This window comes from Halomonas koreensis (assembly GCF_031451675.1).
GTDB lineage: Bacteria > Pseudomonadota > Gammaproteobacteria > Pseudomonadales > Halomonadaceae > Halomonas > Halomonas koreensis.
In genome coordinates this window covers 156607-181611 of sequence record NZ_JARWAK010000006.1, presented here as the reverse complement: position 1 = coordinate 181611, position 25005 = coordinate 156607, and the positions used below count along the sequence as shown (strand labels likewise).

At 66.4% G+C, this 25005-nt stretch carries 21 protein-coding genes; all 21 read left to right on the top strand.

Annotation, left to right across the window (positions count from 1 at the left end; all coding sequences use genetic code 11):
* The first annotated feature begins 35 nt into the window (after positions 1-35).
* On the top strand, positions 36-2906 hold the full coding sequence (locus QC818_RS09040) for an O-linked N-acetylglucosamine transferase, SPINDLY family protein (RefSeq protein ID WP_309652523.1): 2871 nt from the start codon (positions 36-38) through the stop codon (positions 2904-2906).
* 12 nt (positions 2907-2918) lie between these two features.
* Entirely contained in the window at positions 2919-3479 is a 561-nt protein-coding gene (locus QC818_RS09035) for an acyltransferase (protein ID WP_309652522.1), read from the top strand.
* On the top strand, positions 3476-4309 hold the full coding sequence (locus QC818_RS09030; RefSeq protein ID WP_309652521.1) for a hypothetical protein: 834 nt from the start codon (positions 3476-3478) through the stop codon (positions 4307-4309). Before QC818_RS09035 ends, QC818_RS09030 begins: the two co-directional genes overlap by 4 nt.
* 257 nt (positions 4310-4566) lie before the next feature.
* Positions 4567-4791: a DUF2835 domain-containing protein gene (locus tag QC818_RS09025; protein ID WP_309652520.1), complete on the top strand. Its 225-nt coding sequence runs from the start codon at positions 4567-4569 to the stop codon at positions 4789-4791.
* Positions 4792-5017: 226 nt separating this feature from the next.
* Positions 5018-5956 (top strand): ABC transporter substrate-binding protein, encoded by a 939-nt coding sequence (locus QC818_RS09020; RefSeq protein WP_309652519.1) that lies wholly within the window; start codon positions 5018-5020, stop codon positions 5954-5956.
* Positions 5953-7887, top strand: coding sequence for a PhnD/SsuA/transferrin family substrate-binding protein (locus QC818_RS09015; protein ID WP_309652518.1), 1935 nt, complete (start codon positions 5953-5955; stop codon positions 7885-7887). Before QC818_RS09020 ends, QC818_RS09015 begins: the two co-directional genes overlap by 4 nt.
* A 140-nt stretch (positions 7888-8027) precedes the next feature.
* Entirely contained in the window at positions 8028-9416 is a 1389-nt protein-coding gene (locus QC818_RS09010; protein ID WP_309652517.1) for a PAS domain S-box protein, read from the top strand.
* A gap of 72 nt (positions 9417-9488) precedes the next feature.
* Entirely contained in the window at positions 9489-11177 is a 1689-nt protein-coding gene (locus tag QC818_RS09005) for a PilZ domain-containing protein (RefSeq protein WP_309652516.1), read from the top strand.
* Positions 11178-11261: 84 nt separating this feature from the next.
* Complete coding sequence (fliD, locus tag QC818_RS09000; protein WP_309652515.1) at positions 11262-12611, top strand: flagellar filament capping protein FliD; 1350 nt, start codon at positions 11262-11264, stop codon at positions 12609-12611.
* 30 nt (positions 12612-12641) lie between these two features.
* On the top strand, positions 12642-13067 hold the full coding sequence (gene fliS / locus QC818_RS08995) for a flagellar export chaperone FliS (protein ID WP_309652514.1): 426 nt from the start codon (positions 12642-12644) through the stop codon (positions 13065-13067).
* Between the two features lies 1 nt (position 13068).
* Positions 13069-13470, top strand: a complete 402-nt coding sequence (gene fliT, locus QC818_RS08990) for a flagellar protein FliT (RefSeq protein WP_309652513.1) — start codon at positions 13069-13071, stop codon at positions 13468-13470.
* Positions 13467-14756 carry a flagellar hook-length control protein FliK gene (fliK, locus tag QC818_RS08985; protein WP_309652512.1) on the top strand — a complete coding sequence of 430 codons (1290 nt, stop codon included), beginning with the start codon at positions 13467-13469 and terminating at the stop codon, positions 14754-14756. The genes fliT and fliK overlap by 4 nt, the downstream gene beginning before the upstream one ends.
* Complete coding sequence (locus QC818_RS08980) at positions 14753-15028, top strand: EscU/YscU/HrcU family type III secretion system export apparatus switch protein (protein ID WP_309652511.1); 276 nt, start codon at positions 14753-14755, stop codon at positions 15026-15028. Before fliK ends, QC818_RS08980 begins: the two co-directional genes overlap by 4 nt.
* Before the next feature lie 282 nt (positions 15029-15310).
* Positions 15311-15643 carry a flagellar transcriptional regulator FlhD gene (gene flhD / locus QC818_RS08975; protein ID WP_309652510.1) on the top strand — a complete coding sequence of 111 codons (333 nt, stop codon included), beginning with the start codon at positions 15311-15313 and terminating at the stop codon, positions 15641-15643.
* Complete coding sequence (gene flhC, locus QC818_RS08970; protein WP_309652509.1) at positions 15633-16199, top strand: flagellar transcriptional regulator FlhC; 567 nt, start codon at positions 15633-15635, stop codon at positions 16197-16199. The genes flhD and flhC overlap by 11 nt, the downstream gene beginning before the upstream one ends.
* 450 nt (positions 16200-16649) lie before the next feature.
* On the top strand, positions 16650-17522 hold the full coding sequence (motA, locus tag QC818_RS08965) for a flagellar motor stator protein MotA (RefSeq protein ID WP_309652508.1): 873 nt from the start codon (positions 16650-16652) through the stop codon (positions 17520-17522).
* The gene (motB, locus tag QC818_RS08960; protein WP_309652507.1) at positions 17519-18478 is read left to right on the top strand and encodes a flagellar motor protein MotB; all 960 of its coding nucleotides are present in this window, start codon (positions 17519-17521) and stop codon (positions 18476-18478) included. The genes motA and motB overlap by 4 nt, the downstream gene beginning before the upstream one ends.
* A gap of 31 nt (positions 18479-18509) precedes the next feature.
* Complete coding sequence (locus QC818_RS08955) at positions 18510-20927, top strand: chemotaxis protein CheW (protein WP_309652506.1); 2418 nt, start codon at positions 18510-18512, stop codon at positions 20925-20927.
* Positions 20924-21421: a chemotaxis protein CheW gene (cheW, locus tag QC818_RS08950; RefSeq protein WP_309652505.1), complete on the top strand. Its 498-nt coding sequence runs from the start codon at positions 20924-20926 to the stop codon at positions 21419-21421. The genes QC818_RS08955 and cheW overlap by 4 nt, the downstream gene beginning before the upstream one ends.
* Positions 21422-21554: 133 nt before the next feature.
* Positions 21555-23171 (top strand): methyl-accepting chemotaxis protein, encoded by a 1617-nt coding sequence (locus tag QC818_RS08945; RefSeq protein WP_309652504.1) that lies wholly within the window; start codon positions 21555-21557, stop codon positions 23169-23171.
* A 61-nt stretch (positions 23172-23232) separates the two neighbouring features.
* On the top strand, positions 23233-24978 hold the full coding sequence (locus QC818_RS08940; RefSeq protein WP_309652503.1) for a methyl-accepting chemotaxis protein: 1746 nt from the start codon (positions 23233-23235) through the stop codon (positions 24976-24978).
* Positions 24979-25005 lie beyond the last annotated feature (27 nt).

Sequence of the window (25005 nt, the reverse complement as noted above, 5' to 3'; positions counted from 1 at the left end):
GACGAAGTCAGGTTGCCAATCGTAGGAGCTCTAACATGGCAGATAGCAGGTCCGGAGGCCAAACAACGCAAGCCGAACACGTCATTGGCATCTCGTTCCGTCATCGGTTGCGAAATGATCGCTCCACGGGGCGCCATGAGCGTGTTCTAGAGAAAGCGAGGCAACTGATCGAAGGCGGCTGCACGAGTGCCGAGGCGCACGCCTGGGAAGCTCAAGCGCGACATCGCCTCGGAGACCTGTCAGGGGCGAAGCGCGCCTTGGAGCACGCGCTGTCGCTTCAGCCTGAGGATATCGAAAGCATCAATCAGATAGCAGAGGTGCTCCTGGATCAGGGCGAGGCTCGTACAGCGAGTCGATACCTGAGGGAAGGTAAGGAGCGCAATCCTGACAACATGACGACGAACTTCCTGCTCTCGAGGGCGTTTTATGCCATGGGGCGTTTTGTGGAGGCTCTAGAGCTTTGTGACAGATGCTTGCATTATGCTCCTGGCGAGCCGGAAGTCCTCAAGTGGCGAGCCTTGCAGCTGACATCTCTTCGTCGTGAAGGGGAGGCTCAAGAGGCGTTACAGGAAGTCTTGAAGAATAACCCGAGAGACTTCGGCGCTAATAATAACTTGGCAAGCCTATATCTGTATCAAACGGAGTATGACAAGGCAGAATACCATTACTCCATCGCTCAGGAAGTCCGTCCGGAGGCGGATCAGCCAGTCTCCAACCTTTTGGGAGCAAGACATTACAATCCTCGCTATAGCGCGGATGATCTATTCCAGTATCTAGTCGAGCGCGGTCAGGCATTGCGCCCCGATAAGCGGATAGAGCGTGCTGAGACTTCTCGCGAGCCTGACAAGCGGCTGCGTGTTGGGCTGTTGTCCGGAGGGTTCCGCACTCACCCCGTCGGACAGATGATCCTTCCTGCCATCGAATCGCTGGACACCCGGCTCTTCGAGTTGGTGGGCTATTCTACCAATCAACTTGAGGACCACTTGACGGCCCGCTTTAAGCGACGCTTCGACGCTTGGTTCCCTATTGGTCATCTTAATAATGATCAGTTGGCAGAAAAAATTCGAGAAGACGAGGTGGATATCCTCGTTGACATGAACGGGATAGGTGAAGGGAGTCGCTATAAGGCTCTCGTCCAAGAGCCTGCTCCCTTGTTGGTGAAGTGGGTAGGATCGCTTTCCAATACCACAGGCCTAGAGTGCTTCGATTACTTGATCAGTGATCACGTGGAGACGCCAGAAGGGATCGATGATCGATACGTCGAGTCATTGATACGTCTCCCGGATGATTATATCTGCTATCAGGTGCCAAAGTATGCGCCAGAGCAGACGTCGTTGCCGGCTATCAAGAATGGCTATGTGACTTTCGGTTGCCTCAATAATCCCGCCAAGCTGAGCCAGGAGCTTCTCGAGGCTTGGGCTTTACTGATGCAAGAAGTTCCCGAGAGCAAACTGTTGTTGCGGGGCAAGCAGTTCGATGTTCCTGCTTTCTGTGAAAAAATCCGCGCCACTATGGCTTCATACGGAGTTGAGGCGTCTCGTCTGCTCCTTGAGGGGCCCTCGGATCATCGAGACTTCCTTGCTACTTATCAGCGTATCGATGTGGCCCTTGATACCTGGCCATACTCCGGAGGCTTGACGACCTGTGAAGCGCTGCTCATGGGGGTTCCGGTGGTCACTCGTACGGGGCCGACTTTTGCGGGACGACACAGTGCTACGCACCTCACCAATGCGGGGTTGCCGGAGCTAGTCACTGATAACTGGGAAGACTACCGTAAAAAGGTAAAAGAGCTGGTAGGCGACCTGCCCAACCTGGCAGTCATTCGTGCCGCCTTGCGGACGGTACTGGAAGAGTCGCCTGTATGTGATGGCGAGCGCTTTTCCCGGCATCTGACCACGGCGTTGCGAGCAGTTTGGCAGCGTCATTGCGAAGGGAAAGAGCCGGCACCTCTGTCCTTCGAAAAGAATGGAAAAGCGATGTTCGAAGGGGAAGAGTTTCCGCTCCGATTCCCCACGATGCGTGAAGAAGAGTCGTTTGACTGGGAGCTGTCCTCCCCCGTCCTTGTTATCGACAATGGTGGTGACTGGGCGGAACACCCCTCCACTCAGCGACTGCTTCATCGCGGCGATATTGCCATGCTGAGCTTCGATCCATCCTGCGCTTTGGGGGTGGCCGGCCATCTGGCTCACTATGGTGAGTTTCAGTGCTTTAGCGGTGCAGTGCTAGGAGATGGTCGACCACGGGACCTGTACACAGAAGAAAGTGGAGCTCGTGTTTCTACACTTGATATCTCAGAGCAACGGGGAGCGGCGAGTCCGGATGCTGAGGTGCCAAGTGTCGGTCTAGACAGCATTCAGGGTTTGCCGAGCCTGGATATGTTGTCACTGGATGATTGTCACGACAATCTGACAATTATGGAGAATGGTAAATCCTCTCTTAGTTATGCTCTCTTAATTAGGGTGAGGGTTAGGTTTAACCCTCGTTACAGGGGGGAGGCCGACATCGGGACGCTGACGAGCTGGGCTAATCGCAATGGCTTCCGATTTTACCGCTTTCATAATGCTAATTATCAGGAGGTCGATATCGAGGAGGGGGAGTTCTCGCTTGACCCCAGTCAGTTGATAAGTGCCGATGCCTTGTTTGTACCCAATAATGAAAACCTTTCAGGCTTGAGTGACGATAAAAAGAAAAGGCTGGCTTTCATGCTGCATGAGTTTTTCGGCGTGCGTGACATCACATACGAGATCCTGCGCTCATGCAGTGAGAAGAAGGCCAGGGAATATATTGAAATGGTGCGGGAAAGGAGCCCTGTAAAGAAAGAAAGGGGTGCTCATGACTCGCTGTCAAAAGACGCAAATGATGTTGTGGCGGATGAGGTGGATAAGCTTCTCGCCGAGATGAACTAAAGGAGGGCCGTGATGGTGCCTTTGATGAATAAAAAACCGGAGTCTGAAGAAAGTTTGAGCTCTTCTTCGGAGTCGGAAAAGGCAGAAAGCGATTTTTTGTCTCTTTTGAAGACGGCAAAAAAGAAAGAGCTCGCGGTGTTGGCTAAGTTGATGATGCCTTACATTGCTGATGCCGAGCTGCGGCAAGTGAGGGTCTGGGGAGATAAGAGCAGGGTCCATCTTGAAAGGACGACTATTTCTGTAAATGACCTGCTTGTGAATACGCGTTCTGGCCACGTGACAGTAGAAGAGGAATGTTTCTTTGGGCATAGGTGCATGTTGCTCACGGGAACTCATGACTATGCCAAGACTGGGCGAGAGCGCCTGCTTGCTGTACCCAATGAGGGGCGTGATATTCATGTCAAGCGAGGGGTGTGGTTAGGCTCCGGTGTGACAGTGTTGGGCCCTGCTGTGATCGGTGAAAACGCCGTAATAGCCGCAGGGAGTTTGGTGACTGGCGATGTTCCTCCGGATACCATCGTGGCGGGGCGGCCGGCCAAGCCTGTCAAGAGAATTGATGGAGAGCCGCTATGAATAACGAAAAAAAGAACCTTGTTTTTACGGTTACGCATGGGCGGACAGGTACCACTATGCTGACCGAGACATTTAAAATATTTAATGATGTTAGATCGGAGCATGAGCCGCATCCAAATTATGCTGATGTCTTTCAGTCAGTGAAGCTTGATCCTCGACATGCGCTCCTCTTCTTGGAGAAGAAGCTCGATTCTATATACGCTTCGCGAGAGTCGAGTTATGTGGAAACCAGTAATGTGTTCGGTAAAGGCTTTCTTATACCCTTGTTGAGGATGGGGGTAATGCCTGGCCTTATCTTTCTGAATCGAGATTTCAGGGAGACGGCCAAAAGCCTTTACAAGCGTGGAAGCACTCCCGCGCGAAGTGATAACGGTAAGCGCTACTCGGCCGACCCCACTCTTCCTGGTGCTCTTCCTGTTTTTTCTCCAATGACGCTTTCGGATTACCAGTTATGCTTTTGGGGCGTTCTTGACGCCTTTTACCGGCAGCTGCAGGCCCAGTCGATTTATGACAGCGAGGGTGGTGTCTATTGCTGGGTCACCGCCGAAGATTTTCACGATTATGAGAATGTGATTCGCATCGGAGCCAAGTTTGGGCTGGAGGTGGATGATGAAGAGGCCGCTAGGAAGAAGCATGCGGAAGTGGTGGCGTTTCATCATAATCCTAACAAAGGAGGGCGCGACACTTCAGGTTTGAGCTTTCTGGATGAAGAGATCGAGGTTGTTGATAGGGTTTCTTTCTATGCTCCAGAGTTTGCAGAGACGGTGCTGAGGTCACGCTTTGTCGACAGCAAGCTGTCTTCTAGCTTTTTCTCGGGAAGTGCTTCATAAAAGTTGGGTGGATAGGCGCGTTAGCAGGCATTGCTTATATAATGTATTCGATGTATAGCGCTGCTGGCCTTATGTTCGAATGGCCTAGGCCATGGCCGAACTTATATGCTTTTTGCTTCCATGCTGACGACTTGCAGTTGTGGCTATAGGGTCGCTTAAGGCTGCAAGGCGACTTGCAATCCTCCCTAAGGCCATGACGTATGACCCGATTGCGACTGCAGGGCATAAGAAGGCCATGAGTCGAAAGGCGGTGCCCAATGCCCACCATCGACGTGATCATCGAACTTTCGCCCGAGGCTTGCCTGGCCCATTACGAGGGCCGGGCGGGCATGGTGCATACCCTTAGCCTGGACGGGCGCAGCGTGGCCTTCCCGGCCGAGGCGCTGCGTCGGGTGGTCCGGCGGGACGGGGTGCATGGCGTCTTCCGGCTGCATGTCTCGCCGGAGGGGCGCTTCCTGGGGATTCGGCGGCTATCGGCCTGAGTGTCGGCGCCCGCTTGGCGGCCTTGTCATGATCCAGGTCAGGCGGGTGCGACCTTATGGCGCATCGCAATATTCGTTATGCTTAAATCAATGTCGCCGTCGCCCCGCTCGTCCTCCAAGCGTTGTCTGCCGTCCTATGCCGCCTCGTCTCCCCAGCCATGATCGTCCTTCCCGCCGGGACAATGCAGAGTATGTTCCGCTGCATCGCCGCGAGGCGTTGGGCGCCTTGGCGGGGCTGGCTCTGGCACCGCTGGCCCTGGGCGGTTGCGGGCGGGAGGCGCCGCTCGCCATCGGCCTCCACCCCTGGCCCGGCTACGAGCCGCTGTATCTGGCGCGGGCCTTCGGCTGGCTGCCGGACGGGGTGCGGCTCCGGGAGAGCGCTAACGCCGGTGACTCCCTGGCGGGGCTGCTGCGGGGGGAGCTCGATGGTGCCGCCCTGACCCTGGACGAGACCCTCAAGGCGCGCGCCGAGGGCATCCCGCTGACGGTGATCGCCGTCTGCAACGATTCGGTGGGCGCCGACATGGTGCTGGCCCGGCCGGACATCGCCTCGTTGAGCGACCTGGCCGGGAGGCGCCTGGCCGTGGAGCGCACCGCGGTGGGCAACCTGGTGCTGTCGCAGCTGCTGGCGGCATCGGGCCTGACCCGCGACCGGTTGGAGGTGGTGGACATGCCCCCCGATGCGCAGCTCTCGGCCTGGCACGCGGGCAGCATCGATGCGGCGATCAGCTACGAGCCGGCGGCCCGGCGGCTGCTGCGCGAGGGGGCGGTGCGCCTCTACGACAGCAGCCAGTTCCCCGATGTCATCCTCGATGTCCTGGCGGTGCGCCGGGATCGGCTGCGCTGGCGCGGCGAGGCGCTGCATGGCCTGGTGGCGGCCTTCTTTCGCGGGCTCGACCACCTGCGCGTCAGCCCCCAGGACGCCATGCGCCGCATCGCGGCCTGGCGGGGGCTCGGCTACGAGGAGGTCCGCGCCTCCTATGCGGGCCTGGAGCTTCCCGGTCGGGCGGGCAATCGCGACTATTTCGGCGTCGACGGTGACCTGCGCCGCGCCGCGACCCTGCTCAACCGGGTCATGGTGGACAACGCCCTGCTGCCCGTCCCCGACGACCTGGCCTCCCTGGCGACGCCGCGCTATCTGCCCGAACCGGGAGAGATGCCATGAAGCGCTGGCGTGGCCTGCTGTTGGCGTTCCTGATTGGTTGGCCCGCGATGGCCGCGGCGGAGTCGACGCTGACGCTCGGCGTCTTCGCCTATCGCCCGCCCGCCGTGATGGAGGCGCGCTATCGCCCCCTGGCGGACTATCTCGGTCGGCAGCTGCCGGATCACCGCGTCGAGCTGGAGGTGTTGAGCCTGGACGAGATCGAGGAGGCGATCGCCCACCGCCGCCTCGACCTGCTGATGACCAACCCCAGCCATTACCTGCAGGTGCGCAGCCGCAACAGCCTGACCGGCGCCCTGGCAACGCTGATCAATACCCAGCATGGCGAGGCCGTGAGCAGCCTGGGCGGGGTGGTGATCAAGGCCGCCGGCGATGCGGCGATCGCCGAACTGGCGGATCTCGAGGGGCGCCGGGTGGCGATTCCCGGGCGCCGCTTCCTCGGCGGCTACCAGACCCATGCCTTCGAGCTGCGCCAGGCCGGTCTCGACCCGGTCCGCGACATCGACGCGCGGGTGGTGGGCAGCCACGACGCCGTGGTCGAGGCGGTGCTGCGCGGCGAGGCGGAGGTCGGCTTCGTCCGCACCGGCATCCTGGAGCGCCTGCGCGAGGCCGGGCGCCTGGAGCCGGGGCGGCTCGAGGTGGTCAATGCTCAGCGGCTGGCGGGCTTTCCCTTCGCCGTGTCCACCCGGCTCTATCCGGAATGGCCCTTCGTGGTCATGCCCCAGGTCGCGCCCGAGACGGTGCGCCGGGTGGCGGTGGCGCTGTTCACCCTGGGGGCCGACCATCCCGCCGCCCAAGCGGCCCGCATCGCTGGCTTCGCGCCGCCTCAGGACTACCTGCCCGTGGAACGGCTGGCCAGGACGCTGCGCCTGCCACCCTTCGACAACATCCCCGACTTCACCTGGCGCGATATCTGGGAGCGCTACTATGGCTTCCTGCTGGGGCTGGGCGCCGCCGCGGCCCTGGTGGCGACGCTGCTGGTGATGCTGGCCCGCCGCAATCGCCTGCTGGGCCAGCAGCGCGAGCGCCTGAGCCTGCTGGCCGGCGTCTTCACCCACTCCCACGAGGGCGTGATGATCACCTCGCCGAGCGGCGACATCCTGGAGGTCAACGGCGCCTTCAGCCAGATCACCGGCTATGATCGCGACGAGGTGATCGGGCGCAATGCCCGCCTGCTCAGCGCCGGCTGGCATGACGCGGGCTTCTATGCCGAGCTCTGGCAGCGCCTGAAGGCCTACGGGCACTGGGACGGTGAGGTATGGAACCGGCGCCGCAACGGCGAGGCCTACCCCCAGCGGCTCACCATCAGCGCCATCGTCGACGAGGCCGGTCGGGTGCAGCGCTATGTCGGGCTGATGTCGGACATCACCCGGCTCAAGGAGCATCAGCGCCAGCTGGCCCATGCCGCCCAGCACGATGCCCTCACCGGCCTGCCCAACCGGCTGCTGCTGGCCGACCGCCTGCGCCAGGCCATGGCCGGGGTGGATCGCCGCGGCGGGCGACTGGCGGTGGTGTTCATCGACCTGGACGGCTTCAAGGCGATCAACGACACCCATGGCCACGACGCCGGCGACCGCCTGCTGGTGGCGCTCGCCGAGCGCATGCGCGAGCAGCTGCGGGCCAGCGACACCCTGGCCCGCCTGGGGGGCGACGAGTTCGTGGCCGTGCTGACCGGCCTGGAGGGGCCGGGCGACGCCCGGCGGGTGCTCGATCGCCTGCTGGCGGTCACCTCGGCGCGCGTGGACGTCGACGGTGTCTCCCTGCGGGTCTCGGCGAGCCTGGGGGTGACCTATTACGCGGCCACGGACGCCCTGGATGCCGACCTGCTGTTGCGCCGTGCCGATCAGGCGATGTACCGCGCCAAGGAGGCGGGCAAGCACTGCTACCGGATCTTCGAGGGCGGCGCCGAGATGGAGGGTGCCGAACCGGCGTGATGTACATGGGTTGTACAGGGATGGTCGTTCAGTCGACCCCTCGGGCGGCGATGTGGCGAACATGGCGATACATGTAAGGATTTGCTGTACAGCTTTTGTATCGTTATGCTGCGGGCATCATTTCCACTCGAGGCTCGGCCATGACATCCCTGCTGCAACGCCTGTCGCTCGCCCTGGCGCCCGCCCCCGCCGCCGAGGCGTCCCGCGAGTCCGCCTTCCTGGAACGACTCCAGGCCCTGCCGGTAGCGCTGATCGGCCTGGACGACCGGCGACGCATCGACTTCATCAATGCCGCCGCCGAACGCCTCTGGGGCTACGCCGCCGAGGAGCTGCTCGGCGAGGGCGTCGAGCGCCTGCTGCCCGCCGCCTGCTGGAAAGCCACCGGTGACGAGGCCTGCCTCTGGGATCGCCATGGCCGCGCCTTCTGGGCGCGGGTGGAGCATCGGCCGATGGCGCGGGGCGGTGTGGTGATGGTGCGTGACGTGGGGGACGAGCGTGCCGAGCGCGTCCTGCTCGAGCAGAGCCTGGAGCAGGCGCTCGATGCCGTGGTCAGCATCGACGCCGACAACCGCATCACCTTCTTCAATCCGGCGGCGGAACGGCTCTGGGGCTATCGTCGCGACGAGGTGCTGGGCCGCAACGTCAAGCTGCTGGTGCCCGGCGAGCTGCGCGAGCGGCACGACGACTTCATCGGGCATCAGCGTCGCACCCGGGAGAACCGCATCGTCGGCAGCAGCCGGGATGTCCGGATGCAGCGCCGCGACGGCCGCGAGCTGTGGGTCAATCTCTCGCTGTCCGAGATCGAGCTCGACGGCGAGATCCGCTACACCGCCTTCGCCAAGGACATTACCTACCAGCGCCAGCTCCGGGAGCGGCTCAACCAGACCCTGGAGCAGGCCCTGGATGCCGTGGTGACCATCGATCACCACAACCGCGTCACCTTCTTCAACGCCGCCGCGGAGCGGCTCTGGGGCCTCGACCGCGAGGAGGTGCTCGGCGAGAACGTCAAGATGCTGGTACCGGCGGAGATCCGCCCCCACCACGACGGCTATGTCGATGCCAACCGCAACGGCGGAGAGAATCGCATCGTCGGCTTCACCCGCGAGGTGCCGATTCCGCGCCGCGACGGCGAGCCCCGCTGGGGCAGCGTGACCCTCTCCAAGGTGGCGCTGGGCGAGGAGACCCACTACACGGCCTTCTTCCGCGACGTCACCCGGGACGTGGCGCTTCGCCAGGCGATGGAGACCAGCATGCGCGGTGTCGCCGAGGCCGGGGAGCGCATCGCCGCCCTGGTCGACACCATCGAGGGCATCGCCACCCAGACCCACCTGCTGTCGCTGAACGCCACCATCGAGGCGGCCCGCGCCGGCGAGGCGGGGCGCGGCTTCGGCGTGGTGGCCGGGGAGGTACGGCGCCTGGCGGAGCAGTCCTCGCATTCCGCCGCCGAGGTGCGCGATTCCGTGCGGCTGACTCGCGGGCTGCTCGACGACCTGGAACAGACCCTCGGCGGGCTGGCCGAGAAGCAGTAACCCGCCGCCTCAAGTCTCGTCGTTCCCGGCCGATGTGTGTTCGATCGAGGACCACCAGCGAGAGGCACAGGGATGGCAGAGGACGGCTACACCCGCATCGAGAACCCCGTCGAGATCGAGGCGCTGATCGAGGCGTTGATCGGCCCCAGCGGGGCGTCCCTGCAGCTTGGCGAGCACGGCGAGCCGCTGCCGGTGCTGGTCACCGAGCAGCGCCCCGGCGAAGGGCTGGACCTCGATGTCAGCGCGATTCGCGAGGTCGCCGGCGAACTCCAGCGGGGCAAGGCCTTCCGCGTCCTGGGCCAGGCGCACGGCAAGATGGTGCGTACCCCGGAGCTGGCCATGGAGGCTTGCGAGCAGCGCGACGGCCGCCTGGTCTGCCGCTGCCCCTATCCCTTCTTCCTCGAGGTGCTGCAGCGCCGCGATACCTTCCGCGCCCGGCTGCGCCTGGGCATGGAGGTCGGCGCCATCCTGCGCGGGCCGGACGGCAAGAGCGTGCAGGGAGACCTCAAGGACCTGTCGCTGGAGGGCTGTCGCCTGGAGCTGCCGCTGGCGGCGACCGCGCTGCTGGCCGAGGCGGCCCTGCCGCTGGAGATCGAGCTGTGCTTCCCCGACGGCACGCGCTTCACCGTGCGCGGCCGGCCGCGCCACCGGCGCGCCGATACCGAGCGCCAGGCCGTGGCGGTCGGCTTCCGCTTCGAGGGCAACGGCCCCGAGCACGAGCGTCGGCTGTGGCACTTCGTCCGCGAGATCGAGCAGGAGGCCGCGCGGCACGCCGAGGGTGGCGAGGCCTCGCGGTTGCCCTCGATGCTCTTCCAGGGCGCGGCCCAGCCGACCCCCGAGGTGGGGCGGCGCAACATGAAGGCGTACCCGACCCCCATGGCGCGACGGCTGTCGCGGATCGCCGGTTATCTGGACGCCCAGCTGCTGGAGCTCAAGGACGGCGCCGAGGTCGACTCGGTGCAGTTGTCGCGACATGCCGATCGCCTGCTGGGCCTGCATGAGGAGGATCGCGAGGGGCTGCTGTTCGCCACCGCCTGCCTGCATGACGAATCCTGGCTGGTCGCCCATGGTCTGGGGGTGGCCGCCCACCTGCTCGACCTGGTGGGCGAGGCCTCGGTGCCGCGGGAGCTGCGCAAGGCCCTGGTGGCCTGCGCCATGGTGCATGACCTGGGTAAGGCGCTGCTGCCGGACGAGGCCTGGCAGGGTGACGAGGTCAGCGCCGAGGGGACCTCGCACATCGCGCTGCTGGAGGCGCGGATGACGCACTGCCAGTGGCTGTCGCCCGCGGTCTTCGCCTCGGTGGTGCGCCGCATCAACGAGCGCCTGGACGGCAGCGGCTATCCCGAGGGGCGCCAGGGCGAGTCGCTGGGCGAGCTGGAGCGTGCCGCGGCGGTGGTGGATGCCGTGGATACCCTGCGCCGCCCCCTGGGGGAGCGGCCGGCCTGGCGTCTGGGCGCCATCTATCGCTACCTGCTGGATCGCGACCAGGCCTTCGATGCGCGCTGGGTGAAGCGCTACATCCGGCGCTTCGGCCTCTATCCGATCGGTTCGCTGGCGCGCTTCGCCGACGGCCGGCTGGGCTGGGTGCAGGGGCTGGACGCGCAGACTCGTCCCACCCGGGTCCAGCTCACCGAGGTCGCCGAGCCGCCGGGAGAGTCGCTCGGCGAGGTGCTCGAGGGCGAGGTGAGCCAGCGGCTGGGCGAGCCTCGCGAGGAAGTGCCGGTGGAGCCTAAAGTCGGGGCGTCCCCGGCCGATAGTTAGAATTAGCCCGTCTGACATGGGCTGTTCGGCCCCAGGGCAAGCTGCCCGACTGTCAGACTCATCGCATTACAGGAAGGACGCGTCATGGCCTCGATTTCATCTCTGGGTATCGGTTCGGGAATGGACCTCAACGGGCTGCTCGACCAGCTGAAGAGCGCCGAGCGGCAACAGTTGGTGCCGATCGTTCAACAGCAGAAGAGCTATGAGGCGACCCTTTCGGCGTATGGCAAGCTCGAAAGCGGTCTCTCGGATTTTCAGGACGCGGTGAGCAAGATCGGTGATCGCGACTTCTTCGCCAGCGTCACCGCCGAGGTGACGGGCTCCAGCGTGACGGCATCCGCGACGACCGATGCGGCGCCCGGCAGCTATTCGGTGGATGTCACTCAGCTGGCGGAAGCCTACAGCATCGCCACCGACGGGGTCGCCAGCAAGACCGACCCCTTGGCGTCGGGGGATGGCAATATCAGCTTCGCGTTCGGTGACGGCTCCACGGCGGATGTCGCGATCAGCGATCAGAGCTCCCTGGCCGATATCCGCAATGCCATCAACGATCAGGACATCGGGGTGACCGCCTCCATCGTCAACGACGGCTCCAGCTATCGCCTGTCCTTGGCCTCCGACAAGACCGGTACCGATGCGGCCATCGGCTCGGTGGATTTCCAGAACGGGGTGTCCTCCCTGACCCTGGACGCCACGACCGAGCAGGCGGCCCAGAACGCTTCGCTATCGGTCAATGGCATCGATATCGCCAGCCAGAGCAATCGAGTCGAGGAGGCCATTCAGGGCGTGACCCTGGAGCTTACCGAGACCGGCAGCTCGACCGTGGCGGTGACCCGCGACGAGGAGTCGATCAAGGAAGGCATTACCGAATTCGTCGATGCCTATAACAGCCTCAAGGGCACCATCGATGACCTGTCGGCCTACAATGGCGAGGATGAAGACGCCGGCCAGCTGCTCGGTGACTCTACCCTGCGTACCGTGGAATCGCGGCTTCGCGATGTCCTCAGCGAGGCCATGAGTGGCGAGGGCGGGACCTACGAGCAGTTGTTCGAGGTCGGGATCGATATCCAGACCGATGGCACGCTGGAAATCGACGATGACAAGCTGGATACGGTGCTGGCATCGGATCCTGGCGGGCTCTCCGAGTTCTTCGCCGGTGAGAGTTACGGAGGGGGGCTGGCCGGCAAGCTGGATGACGGGCTCGACCAGATGCTGCAGACCGACGGCCTGATCGATAGTGCCACCGGTGGCGCCCAGGACAGCATCGATCGCCTTCAGGATCGCTATGACCGTACCGAGCGGACCATCGAGGCGACCGTGGCGCGGTATCGGGAGCAGTTCGCCCAGATGGACACCATGGTGGCGCAAATGAACCAGACGAGCAGTTACCTGAGTAGTCAGCTCAGTGGCCTGTCTTCCATGCTGGGTCAGTGATGCACGGCGTGACAAAGGAGGCGAGATAACATGACAGCCATGCGAGGTGCGGCGGCCTACGGGCGCGGTGCCGGTGCCTATGCCAAGGTGGGAGTCGAGAGCGGCGTGATGTCCGCCAGCCCCCACCAGTTGATCGTCATGCTGTTCGACGGCGCGCTGGCGTCGATCCGCAAGGCGCGTATCCACCTGCAGGACGGCAATCGGTCCGAGAAGGGGAAGGCCATCTCCAAGGCCCTGGAAATCGTCACCAACGGGTTGCAGGCGGCGCTCGACGCCGAGCGCGGCGGCGAGATCGCCGAGCGCCTGGACATGCTGTACGACTATATCGGTCGTCAGCTGCTGGCCGCCAACCGTCATGATGACGTGGAGAGGCTCGACGAGGCCGAGCGGTTGCTGAGCGATATCGCCTCGGCCTGGCGCGAGATCGCGCCCCAGGCTCAGGCCACCGGAGGCTGAGATGACCGAGGCCGGTGACGCCGACGAGGCCGCCCAGGATGCCGTGATCGCCGGCTATCGGGCGCTGCTGGAATGCAGCGAGCGCATGCTGGCCCTGGCCCGGGAGGCCGACTGGGCGGCGCTGGTCGAGCTGGAGGCCGACTACGTCCAGCGCGTCGAGCGCCTGGCCGAGCGGGACGCCATCCAGGCGCTCTCGCGCGAGGCACAGGTGCGCAAGGCCGAGCTGCTCGAGGGGATCCTCGAGAACGACCTCGAGATTCGCCGTCATCTGGAGCGCCGGCGCGACGAGTTGGGCGAGCTGCTGGGCACCTCGCAGCGCCAGCGGGACCTGCAGCGTGCCTACGGCGGAGGCGGCGGCCGGGTCCTCGGCGCCGCCGGCCGTTTCGCCCGGGGCGAGCCGTGAGCGGCATCACGCCCCTGATCGACACCCTCCTGCACCAGGTGCTGGGCAAGCGGGTCGACGTGCCCCTGCCCAAGCCCCTCAATCAGCCGATCAAGCCCACCGCCCCGGCCGAGGCGCCCCGAGCCGTGCACAGCGACTCGCGCCTCGATGCCCGGGCGCCGGCGCCCTCCGCCGGCGAGGTGGCCCGCCAGCGGGCCCCGGGCGGTAGCGCGCCGGCGTCGCCGGCCGGCGCGCCGCCTTCCTCGGCGCTGACGCACCTCAGCGCTTCGGCGCGGACCATCGCCGACCTGCTGGGACGCTTCCCCGCGCCGCCCTCGGCGGTCTCGCCGGCGGCGCCCCTGGTGGCGCCGGGCCAGGCGGCGTCTCCCGACCAGCTGGCCCAGCACCTGCAGGCCAGCATCCGCGACAGCGGGCTCTTCTACGAGGCGCATCTGGCGCGCTGGTTCAAGGGCGAGCTGCCCCGCCAGCAGCTGCATCGCGAACCGCAGATGCTGCGTACCCTGCATTTCACGCCGCTCACCGCCGCCGCGACCTCTACGGGCTCGGCGTCGGGTTCGGCCTCGACGGCCTCGGTCGCCGCCCGGGTCCAGGCCGCGACGCCGCCGGTGCCCTTCCTGCCCCAGGCCATCCATCCCCGGGGCGAGGGCATGCCGCCGGCCGCGGCTCGCGCGGCCTCCGCGCCGGGGGCTTCCGCCGGGGCGTCGCCCGCGCCCCAGGGCGTGTCGCCGACCGCGCCCGGCGCGCCTGCACCCGGCGGTCGCGAGGCCGCGACGAGCCTGCCCTCGCCGGCCGCCCGCGATGCCGCTCCCCCCGAGGCGGCGCGGGCCCGATCCCTCGAGGCGGGCCTGGAGGCGCCCCGTCCCGGCGGGCGCGAGACCGTCCACGAGAGCCTGCAGCACCTGGTGCGTCACCAGCTGGAGATGCTGGCCACGCCCAGCCTGCGCTGGGAGGGCGATGTGTGGTCCGGGCTCTTCATGGCGCTGGTGATCCAGCTGCCCCAGGGGCGGCGCGAGGGGCAGGGCGGCGAGGGGCAGGCCTCGGAGGAGTCGCGGGACGAGGCGTCCCCCGAGTGGCGCTCCGACCTGGAGCTCGAGGTGGCGGGCATCGGCCCGTTGAAGGCCTCGCTGCGCATGCGCGAGGCGCGCCTGGATATCGAGCTGCGGGCCCGGGAGGCGGCGCTGGCCCGGCTCGAGGGCGGCCTCGAGCCGCTGCGTCATCGCCTGGCCGCCCACGGCTTCGATGACGTGCGGCTGAGCCTCGAGGGGCTACCGGGGGAGGGGGCATGAGCCGGCGGGAGGGCGAAGGCCGCCGCCAGGCCGTGGCCCTGGCCTACCGGGACGGCGAGGGGGCGCCGCGGGTGGTCGCCCAGGGTTACGGCGAGCTGGCCGAGCGCATCCTCGAGGAGGCCCGACGCGAAGGCGTCTATGTGCACGATGCCCCCGAGCTGGTGGGGCTGCTGATGCAGCTCGACCTGGACGAGGAGATTCCGCCCAGGCTCTACCAGGTGATCGCCGAGCTGCTGGTGTGGGTGCGCGAAATGGCGGGGCCGCCCTCCTAGGGCGCAGATATGTAAGTCGATCTGCGCGCGATGCGTTAGGCTTTATAAGGCGAAAGTCTGATGCACGCTTTATGGCATTGTCACTAGAGCAATTTCATAAAATTGACGCAGGTCAAGTGCTAGAGCGTTGACAGCGCAGGACTGTGGCGCCTCATGTTGTGTATTGTATGTTATGAAACCGTAAAAAAGCGCCCTCATGCTGTGCTGTTCGGGCCATGAGGGGGCCGACGAGCGCGACATCAAGATCGTGCCGTGGAAACAAGCGAATAAAAGCAGGGAATTATGCAAACCAATCCGCACGTCGACGAGATTCGGGAACTGAATCTCGCCTATCTTCTGCTCGCCCAGCGCCTGCTCGGCGCCGACCGGGCCGAGGCCATGTTCCGGCTCAAGATCGACGAGGAGATGGCCGAGCTGCTGGCCTCGCTCGATGCTCGCCAGCTGGCGCGACTGGCCAACACCAACCAGCTGCTCTGCCACTTCGGCGGCGAGAGCGTCGATCAATTGCGGCAGGTGGCCGACAACCCTCGCGATCAGGGGCTGGGGCACTTCCATGCCTCGCTGCTGATGGCGTCCCGCTCCATGCTCTCGGAAGGGGGCGGACATGTCGGCTAAGAGCCTGCTGGACGAGCTGGAACAGGTACAGCTCGCCATCGAACTGATCGAGCTGGGGGCCCGCCTCCAGGTGCTCGAGACCGAAACCGATCTCAGTCGGGCTCGCCTGATCCGGCTGTTCAAGGAAGTGCGCGGCATGTCGCCGCCCAAGGGGATGCTCCCCTTCTCCACCGACTGGTTCATCACCTGGATGCCCAACATCCACTCCTCGCTGTTCTATAACATCTACCGGCGGCTGGGCGAGGATCATGGCTGCGCGCGCATGGAGGCCTTCATCAAGGCCTACCGGCTGTACCTCGAGCAGGTGGCGATCGACGATGCCGAGGCCGTGCTGGGGCTGACCCGGGCCTGGACCCTGGTGCGCTTCTTCGAGAGCGACCAGCTCCAGCTGTCCGAGTGCGGTCGCTGCCACGGACACTTCGTGGCCCACGCCCACAGCCCGACCCACGATTACGTGTGCGGCATCTGCCAGCCCCCCTCCCGGGCCGGCAAGACCCGCAAGCGTCGCGCCGAGGCCGCCGCGCCCTCGGCCCCTCGGGCGGCCCGCCACGCCTGAGCGCTCGCCGGGCGGGGAGCCCCGCCCGGCGGCATTGTTCTGGTTCTTCGCAGCTTGGCGTGAATACCACTGTGGGGGCACTCGGTTCGGCGCTTCAGCGCCCCTCAAGGCCGGGCGGGCAACATAGAATCTCCCGCGAAGCGCCCTATCAGCGGGACAGAGTCATCGCGCAGGTCATCGTGGGAGCTCAATTCATTGGGCGAAAGGCGCCGATAGGCGCCCGGGGGAGATCCTACAGCGGTGCCTCTATCGCCGCCGCTGCGCGGCGGATCGCGATCTGAAGATCGCTCCCACGAAGAGCACACCCACCATGCCAAGCTGAGCCGTGCAGCGACTTCACGCTGATCTGCGAAGAACCATTTTTCTCCCGCCGTCCCTCAAGTCCGCCGTGGCACCGGCCGATACCCTGTCCTAGTCGCATCATTCACGTTTCGGCGAAGGATATCGGTCGTGCTGATTCCCATTGGTTACCTGGTCGTTCTGCTTTCCGTCTTCGGCGGCTTCGTGCTCGCCGGCGGCAGCCTCGGGCCGCTCTTCCAGCCCACCGAGCTGCTGATGATCGGCGGGGCGGGCATCGGCGCCTTCGTCGCGTCCAACAACGGCAAGGCCCTCAAGGCCACCTTCCGCATCCTGCCGCGCCTGCGTCGCTCCAAGAAGTACGACAAGGCGCTGTACATGGAGCTGATGGCGCTGCAGTACAAGATCCTGGCCAAGATTCGCCGCGACGGCATGCTGGGCATCGAGCGCGACATCGACAATCCCCAGGACAGCGCCCTGTTCAACGAGCACCCCAAGGTGCTGGCCGATCCCATGATCATGACCTTCCTGACCGACTACCTGCGCCTGATGGTCAGCGGCAGCATGGATCCCATGGAGCTCGACGAGCTGATGCTGCACGAGATCGAGGCCTTCGAGCAGGAGGTGCATATCCCGGCCGATGCCATCCACAAGGTGGGCGACGCCATGCCGGCCTTCGGCATCGTCGCCGCGGTGATGGGGGTGGTGAAGGCCTTGAGCTCCTCCGCGGCGGATCCCGACCAGATGGGCGTGATGATCGCCCACGCCCTGGTGGGGACCTTCCTGGGCATCCTGCTGGGCTACGGCTTCATCATGCCGCTGTCCAGTCGCATCGAGCGCCAGGCCAAGGAGGCCGAGAAGGTGCTGCAGTGCATGCGGGTGACCCTGCTGGCCAGCCTGCACGGCTACGCCCCTCAGCTGGCCGTGGAATTCGGCCGCAAGGCGCTGCACAGCGCCGAGCGCCCCGGCTTCAGCGAGCTCGAGGACTACGTGCGTGAATCCAAGGCGGGTGCGGGGAGCGCATGAGCCAGGGAGACAACCGCCGCCCGATCATCATCCGCCGCAAGAAGGTCGTCCAGGCCCATCACGGCGGCAGCTGGAAGATCGCCCTGGCGGACTTCATGACCGCTCTGATGGCGCTGTTCCTGGTCATGTGGATCCTCTCGACGTCCAGCCCCGAGCAGCGCGAAGGGGTCGCCGACTACTTCAGCACGCCGCTGGTGGCGGCCATCACCAGCGGTGACAGCGCGGCGGTCAGCGAGAACGTCATTCCCGGGGGCGGCCCCGATCCGGTCTACAAGGAGGGCGAGCGGGCGCGCATCGACCTGCGCCAGCGGACCCGGCCCAGCGAACGCCAGCGGCGCGCCTTCCGCGACCTTCAGGAGCGCATCGAGTCGGCGATCGAGGCCGATCCGGACCTCAAGGAACTGCGCGACCAGCTGCGCTTCGACATGACCCCGGAGGGGCTGCGCATCCAGCTGCTGGACACCGAGCAGCGGCCGATGTTCGAGCTGGGCAGCGACCAGGTGGCGCCCTACATGCGCGACCTGCTGCGGCTGATCGCGCCGCTGCTCAACGAGTTGCCCAACCACCTGAGCATCAGCGGCCACACCGACAGCCTGGCCTACCTCAACGGCTATCGCGGCTACAGCAACTGGGAGCTGTCCTCCGACCGGGCCAATGCCTCGCGCCGCGAGCTGGTCGCCGGCGGCCTGGATGCCGGCAAGCTGCTGCGGGTCGCGGGCTTCGCCGACCAGGTGTCGATGCCCGACACCGAGGCCAGCGACCCGATCAATCGCCGCATCGAGCTGCTGGTGCTGTTCGAGTCGGTGGCCGAGCGCATCCGCTCGCCGCGGGTGGTCGACGGCATCGGGCTGCCCTCGACGCTGGGCGGCGGCGGCCGCGAGGCGGCGCCGACCACGCCGCTGGAGCGTTTCAACGACCAACTGCACGAGGCCCTGGGGCCGGCATCATCGCCCTGAGGGGCATCACACTTCCTGGGTGGGGAAACGCATGGATATCACGGATTTCTATGACACCTTTTTCGAGGAGGCCGAGGAACTGCTGGCCGACATGGAGCGCCACCTCCTCGAACTCGACGTCGACGATCCGGACGCCGAGCAGCTCAACGCCATCTTCCGGGCGGCGCACTCGATCAAGGGCGGGGCCGGGACCTTCGGCTTCGACGTGCTGCAGAAGACCACGCACCTCTTCGAGAACCTCCTGGATCACACCCGTCAGGGCGAGCTGACCCTGCGCCGGGACATCGTCGACACCTTTCTGGAAACCAAGGACATGCTCCACGACCAGCTCGATGCCTACCGCAACGGCGAGGACCCCGACGAGGAGGCCTTCGCGCGTATCTGCCAGACGCTGCAGCGGCTGGCGCTGGAGGAGATCGGCCAGGGGCTGGAGGCCGCCGGCGACCTGCCGGGGCAGCCCGCGCCGGCCGCCGAGGCCCCGGCCGAGCCCGAGCCGCAGCCGGCCCCCGAGCCCGCCGCGGCGGAGGAGGCAACCGCCGAGGGCGGCGCCCGGCTGACGGTGTCGCTGCTCGACGTCGGCGACAAGGACCGCGACCTGCTGGTGGAGGAACTCGAGCAGCTCGGCGAGATCGAGGCCCGGGAAGGCGACGCGGCCTGCTATCGCGTGACCCTCACCACTGCGGTGGGCGCCGAGGACATCGAGGCGGTGATGTGCTTCATCATCGAGCCCGAGCAGCTGCGCATCGAGCGGGCGGACGAAGCCGCCGCGCCGGCCGGCGAGACCCGGCTGACGGTATCGCTGCTCGACGTCGGCGACAAGGACCGCGGCCTGCTGGTGGAGGAGCTCGAGCAGCTCGGCGAGATCGAGGCCCGGGAGGGCGATGCGGCCTGCTATCGGGTGACCCTCGCCACCGCGGTGGGCGTCGAGGACATCGAGGCGGTGATGGGCTTCATCGTCGAGCCCGAGCAGCTGCGCATCGAGCCGGCCGAGGCCGCGGACCGTGCACCGGCCCCTGCCGCCCCGCAGGCCGAGCCCGCCGAGCCCCGGGCCGACGCCGAGCCCAAGGCGGGCGATGACAAGCCTGCCCGCGACGAGTCCAAGCCCAAGGCGGCCGACGACAAGCCTGCTAGCGACGCGTCCAAGTCCAAGGCGGCCGACGACAAGCCCGCCCGCGACAAGGCCAAGCCCAAGGCCAAGAAGGCCAAGGCCGGCGGCGAATCGAGCTCCATCCGGGTATCCGTGGAGAAGGTCGACCAGATCATCAACCTGGTCGGCGAGCTGATCATCACTCAGTCGATGCTCGACCAGACCGTCAGCGAGCTCGACAACGTCAACCACAGCGGCCTGCACAACGGCATGAACCTGCTGCAGCGCAACGCCCGCGACCTCCAGGAAGCGGTGATGTCGGTGCGCATGATCCCCATGGACTTCGTGTTCAGCCGCTTCCCGCGCGTGGTCCGCGAGACCGCCGGCAAGCTCGGCAAGGAGATCGAGCTGGTCACCGAGGGGGCGGCCACCGAGCTCGACAAGAGCCTCACCGAACGCATCATCGATCCGCTCACCCACCTGGTGCGCAACAGCCTGGATCACGGCATCGAGTCGCCCGAGGCCCGCGAGGCGGCCGGCAAGCCGCGCACCGGCAAGCTGACCCTGTCGGCCAAGCACCAGGGCGGCAACATCCTCATCGAGGTCATCGATGACGGCGGCGGGCTGAGCCGCGAGAAGATCCTCGCCAAGGCGCGGGAAAGCGAGCTCAACGTCTCCGACAGCATGAGCGACGACGAGGTCTGGCAGCTGATCTTCGCCCCCGGCTTCTCCACCGCCCAGGAGGTCAGCGACGTCTCCGGCCGTGGCGTGGGGATGGACGTGGTCAAGCGCAACATCCAGGCCATGGGCGGCAATGTCCAGATCATGTCCACGCCCGGCGAGGGCACCACCATTCGCATCGTGCTGCCGCTGACCCTGGCGATCCTCGACGGCATGTCGATCAAGGTCGGCGACGAGGTCTTCATCCTGCCGCTGTCCGCGGTGCTGGAGTCGCTGCAGCCCGCCAAGGAGGACATCTACGCCATGGCCGGCGACGACGTGGTGCTCAAGGTGCGCGACGAGTACCTGCCGGTGGTGCCGGTCCACGAGGCGCTGGACGTGGCCGGGGCCCGGACCGAACTCGACGAGACGATCGCGGTGATCGTCCAGGGCGAGGGGCGCCGCTATGCCCTGCTGGTCGACGAGCTGGTCGGCCAGCAGCAGGTGGTGGTGAAGAACCTGGAGACCAACTATCGCAAGGTGCCGGGCGTCTCGGCGGCCACCATCCTGGGCGACGGCAGCGTGGCCCTGATCCTCGACATCACCGACCTGCACCGCCTCAACCGTGCCAAGAAGGAAGCCCGGCGTGTCGAGCACGCCGCCCCCACGACCCTTACCCGCAAGGAGGTAGAGCCGTCATGACCACCCAGACTCCCGATGCCGCCCTGGCCGCCACCGAAGAGCAGAACCGCGAGTTCCTGGTGTTCTCGCTGGGCGACGAGGAATACGCCATCGACATCCTCAAGGTGCAGGAGATCCGCGGCTACGAGAACGTCACCCGCATCGCCAACGCGCCGGACTTCATCAAGGGCGTGACCAACCTGCGCGGCGTGATCGTGCCGATCGTCGACCTGCGCATCAAGTTCCGCCTGGACAAGGTCGAGTACGGCGGCCAGACGGTGGTCATCGTGCTCAATGTCGGCGAGCGCATCGTCGGCATCGTGGTCGACGGCGTCTCCGACGTCATGACCCTGACCCCGGAGCAGATCAAGCCCGCGCCGGAGTTCGGCGTGACCCTGTCTTCCGACTACCTGAGCGGCCTGGGCAGCCTCGAGGACCGCATGCTGGTGCTGGTCGACATCGACAAGCTGCTGACCAGCGAGGAAATGGCCCTGGTCGATACCGTCAGCGAGTAAGGCCGGCCATCCGACAACAAGAGCGCCACGCCAGGGGCGGGGCAGGGGAGCGACGGGCGTGTCGCGCGTCAGGCTCGGCCCGCTCGCGGTCCTGGGAAGGCGCTGCCGACAACGACCCGAATCGAGGTGACACGTGCGCCGACTGACAACGACACAACAACTGTGGGGCTCTCTGGGCATCATCTGGCTGGCCATGGCGCTGATGGTGGCCTGGGGCGCCTGGGAGAACCGCCAGACCATGCTCGAGGAGCGCCGCGGCGCCCTCCAGGACTATGTCCACCTGGCCATGGGCGTGATCGAGGGCCAGGCCGAGCGGGCCGCCGCCGGCGACATCGAGACGGAGACCGCCAAGCAGCGGGCCGCCGCCATCATCAAGGGGATGCAGTACGACCAGGGGCGCGGCTATCTCTACGTCTTCGACGGTGACTTCGCGCTGCTCAGCCACCCGCGGCTGGCGGTCGGCACCGATGTCGGCGACTTCCAGAACGTCGAGGATCGCTACCTGTTCCGCGAGTTCGCCGAGGACGTGGCCGGCGACGACGGCTACGTCTCCTACCTGTGGCCCCACGAGGAGGGCAGCGAGCCCTCGCCGAAGTCGTCCTACCACGAGCGCTTCGCGCCCTGGGGCTGGATCGTCGGCACCGGCGTCTACATCGACGACATCAACGCCGCCTTCGTCGGCTCGCTGGTGCGTAGCCTGCTGGCCCTGCTGATCATCGGCGTGCCGGTGAGCCTGCTGATGGGCCTGGTGATCCGCGGCGTCTCCCGGGCGCTGGGCGGCGACCCCCGCTATGCGGCGGCCTCGGTTCGGGCCATCGCCGACGGCGACCTGACTCGGGAGGTGCGGCTGCGCGGCGGCGACGATCGCAGCCTGCTGTTCGATATCGAGCGCATGCGCCAATCCCTGGTCGCCACCATCGGCGATATCCACCGCGACTCCGACGCCGTCAACGGCGAGGTGGAGGCCCTGGGCGAGGGCAACGACGAGCTCGCCACCCGCACCGAGCAGCAGGCCTCGGCGCTGGCCGAGACCGCCTCCAGCATGGAGGAGCTCACCACCACGGTCAGCCACAACGCCGAGCATGCCGACCAGGCCCGGGAGGTCGCCGTCGAGACCGCGGGGCACGCCGAGCACGGCCGCGAGGCCATGAAGGCCGTGGTGACCTCGATCAACGAGATCAACGACAGCGCCACCCAGATGACGTCGATCGTCGACACCATCGATGCCATCGCCTTCCAGACCAACATCCTGGCGCTCAACGCTTCGGTGGAGGCGGCCCGGGCCGGGGAGCACGGTCGCGGCTTCGCGGTGGTGGCCGAGGAGGTCCGCAACCTGGCCAGCCGCTCGGCCGAGGCGACCCAGGAGATCAAGGCGCTCATCGAGCGGGCCGACGGCAAGGTCGTCGAGGGCACCCGGCGGGTCGAGGAGACCGACCGGATCATCGCCGGCATGGCCGGCGACATCCAGCGTCTCAGCGGGCTGATGGACGAGATCTCCAACGCCACCCGCGAGCAGCGTCAGGGCATCGAGCAGGTGGGCGTGGCCGTCACCCAGATGGATCGCATGACCCAGGAGAACGCCGGCCTGGTGCAGAGCAGCGCGGATGCCGCCCGCCGGCTGGTGACCCGCACCCGGCACCTGCGCGAGCGGGTCGCCCACTTCCGTCTCGCCGCCGACGAGGACGCCCCGGCCGCGGCGCCGGCCCTGCCCGCCGAGGCGCGCGGCGCCCCGGCGCCGGCCGAGCCATGACGGCCACCCGTTTCGTTTACCGGGACGGCTCGCCGCCGTCCCCCAGAGGAGGGAGACAGTCGTGAAGAAGCTTCTCGACAACATGACCGTTCGGGTCAGCTGGAGCCTGGTACTGGCGGTGTTCGCCGTCCTGATCCTGGTGCTCAGCGGCCTGGGGCTCTATACGGTGCGCTACAGCGAGGACTCGCTGCGCACCCTCAACCAGGTGAACGTGGATCAGCAGTCCACCCTCAACCGGGCCAACTCGGAGATGCTGTTCGCCCAGAACGAGATGCGCAACCTGCATGCGCGCCTGGCCGAGGCCGTCTGGCCCGAGGAGCGCGAGGAGGTCCAGGCCGAGGCCGCGGCCCTGGACGAGACCCTCGACCAGGTGGAGGCCACCTTCGAGGAGTTCCTGGCCCTGCCGCGCCAGCCGGGGCAGGAGACGCTGATCGCCCCCATCGAGGAGAGCTTCGCGGCGCTGATGAACCAGGGCCTGCGGCCCCAGCGCGAGGCCCTGGTCGAGGGCAGCGCCGAGGCCTTCAACGAGCTGACCCCCGCGGTGGAGCGGCTCACCCGCGCCTTCTATGACCACGAGGTGAGCTTCTTCAGTGCCGCCGAGCAGAAGGGCGCGTCGCTGTACACCGACTTCTTCGAGCAGGTCGGGCTGCTCAAGGCGCTGATGATCGCCGCCCTGATCATCGCCGCCCTGACCATCATAGGCGTGCTGTGGGGCGTGACGGTCAACGTCATCCGCCCGCTGGGTCGCCTGGTGGGCTACTTCGAGCGCATGGAGCAGGGCGATCTCTCCGAGGAGATCCCCCAGCGCGGCAACAACGAGATCGGCCGCCTCTACAGCTCGCTGGCCCAGATGCAGCGCGGGCTGGCCGAGACGGTGGGCAGCGTGCGCGTCAGCAGCGACTCCATCTACCAGGGCGCCCAGAGCATCGCCAGCGGCAACAACGACCTGTCGTCGCGCACCGAGGAGCAGGCCGCCTCGCTGCAGGAGACCGCCTCCAGCATGGAGGAGCTGTCGTCCACGGTCGGCCAGAACGCCGAGAATGCCCAGCAGGCCAGCCAGCTGGCCGCCGAGGCGACCCGCACCGCCCGGGAGGGCGGCGAGGTGGTCGGCGAGGTGGTCTCGACCATGCACGAGATCAGCCAGGGCTCGCATCGGGTGGCCGAGATCATCGGCACCATCGACTCGATCGCCTTCCAGACCAACATCCTGGCGCTCAACGCCTCGGTGGAGGCGGCCCGGGCCGGCGAGCACGGCCGCGGCTTCGCCGTGGTCGCCGAGGAGGTCCGCAACCTGGCGACCCGCAGCGCCGATGCGGCCAGCGAGATCCGCGGCCTGATCGAGGCCTCGGTGAGCCAGGTGGAGACCGGCTCCTCGCGGGTCGACCGCGCCGGCAAGACCATGCAAGAGATCGTCAACTCGGTGCAGCGGGTCAGCGACATCATGGACGAGATCGCCGCCGCCTCCACCGAGCAGAGCAACGGCATCTCCCAGGTCAACGACGCCGTGACCCAGATGGATCAGGTCACCCAGCAGAATGCCACCCTGGTCCAGCAGGCGGCCAGCGCGGCCACCCAGCTGGAGTCCGAGGCCGGCCGCCTGCGCGAGGTCACCAGCCGCTTCCGGCTCAAGGAGGGCGAGCAGGCGCCGCGCCTGGCGCCGCGCACCGACAGCGACGGCGACCTGGCCCGCTGGATGCCGTCGCTGGTCGCCGACCAGGGGACGAGCTCGTCGGCGTCCCGCGCGCCCCAGGCGGCCTCCCGCTCGGCCGACAGCCATCCGGCGGAGGATGACTGGGAATCCTTCTGACGAGGCCATGCCGTCCGGCGCCGGCGG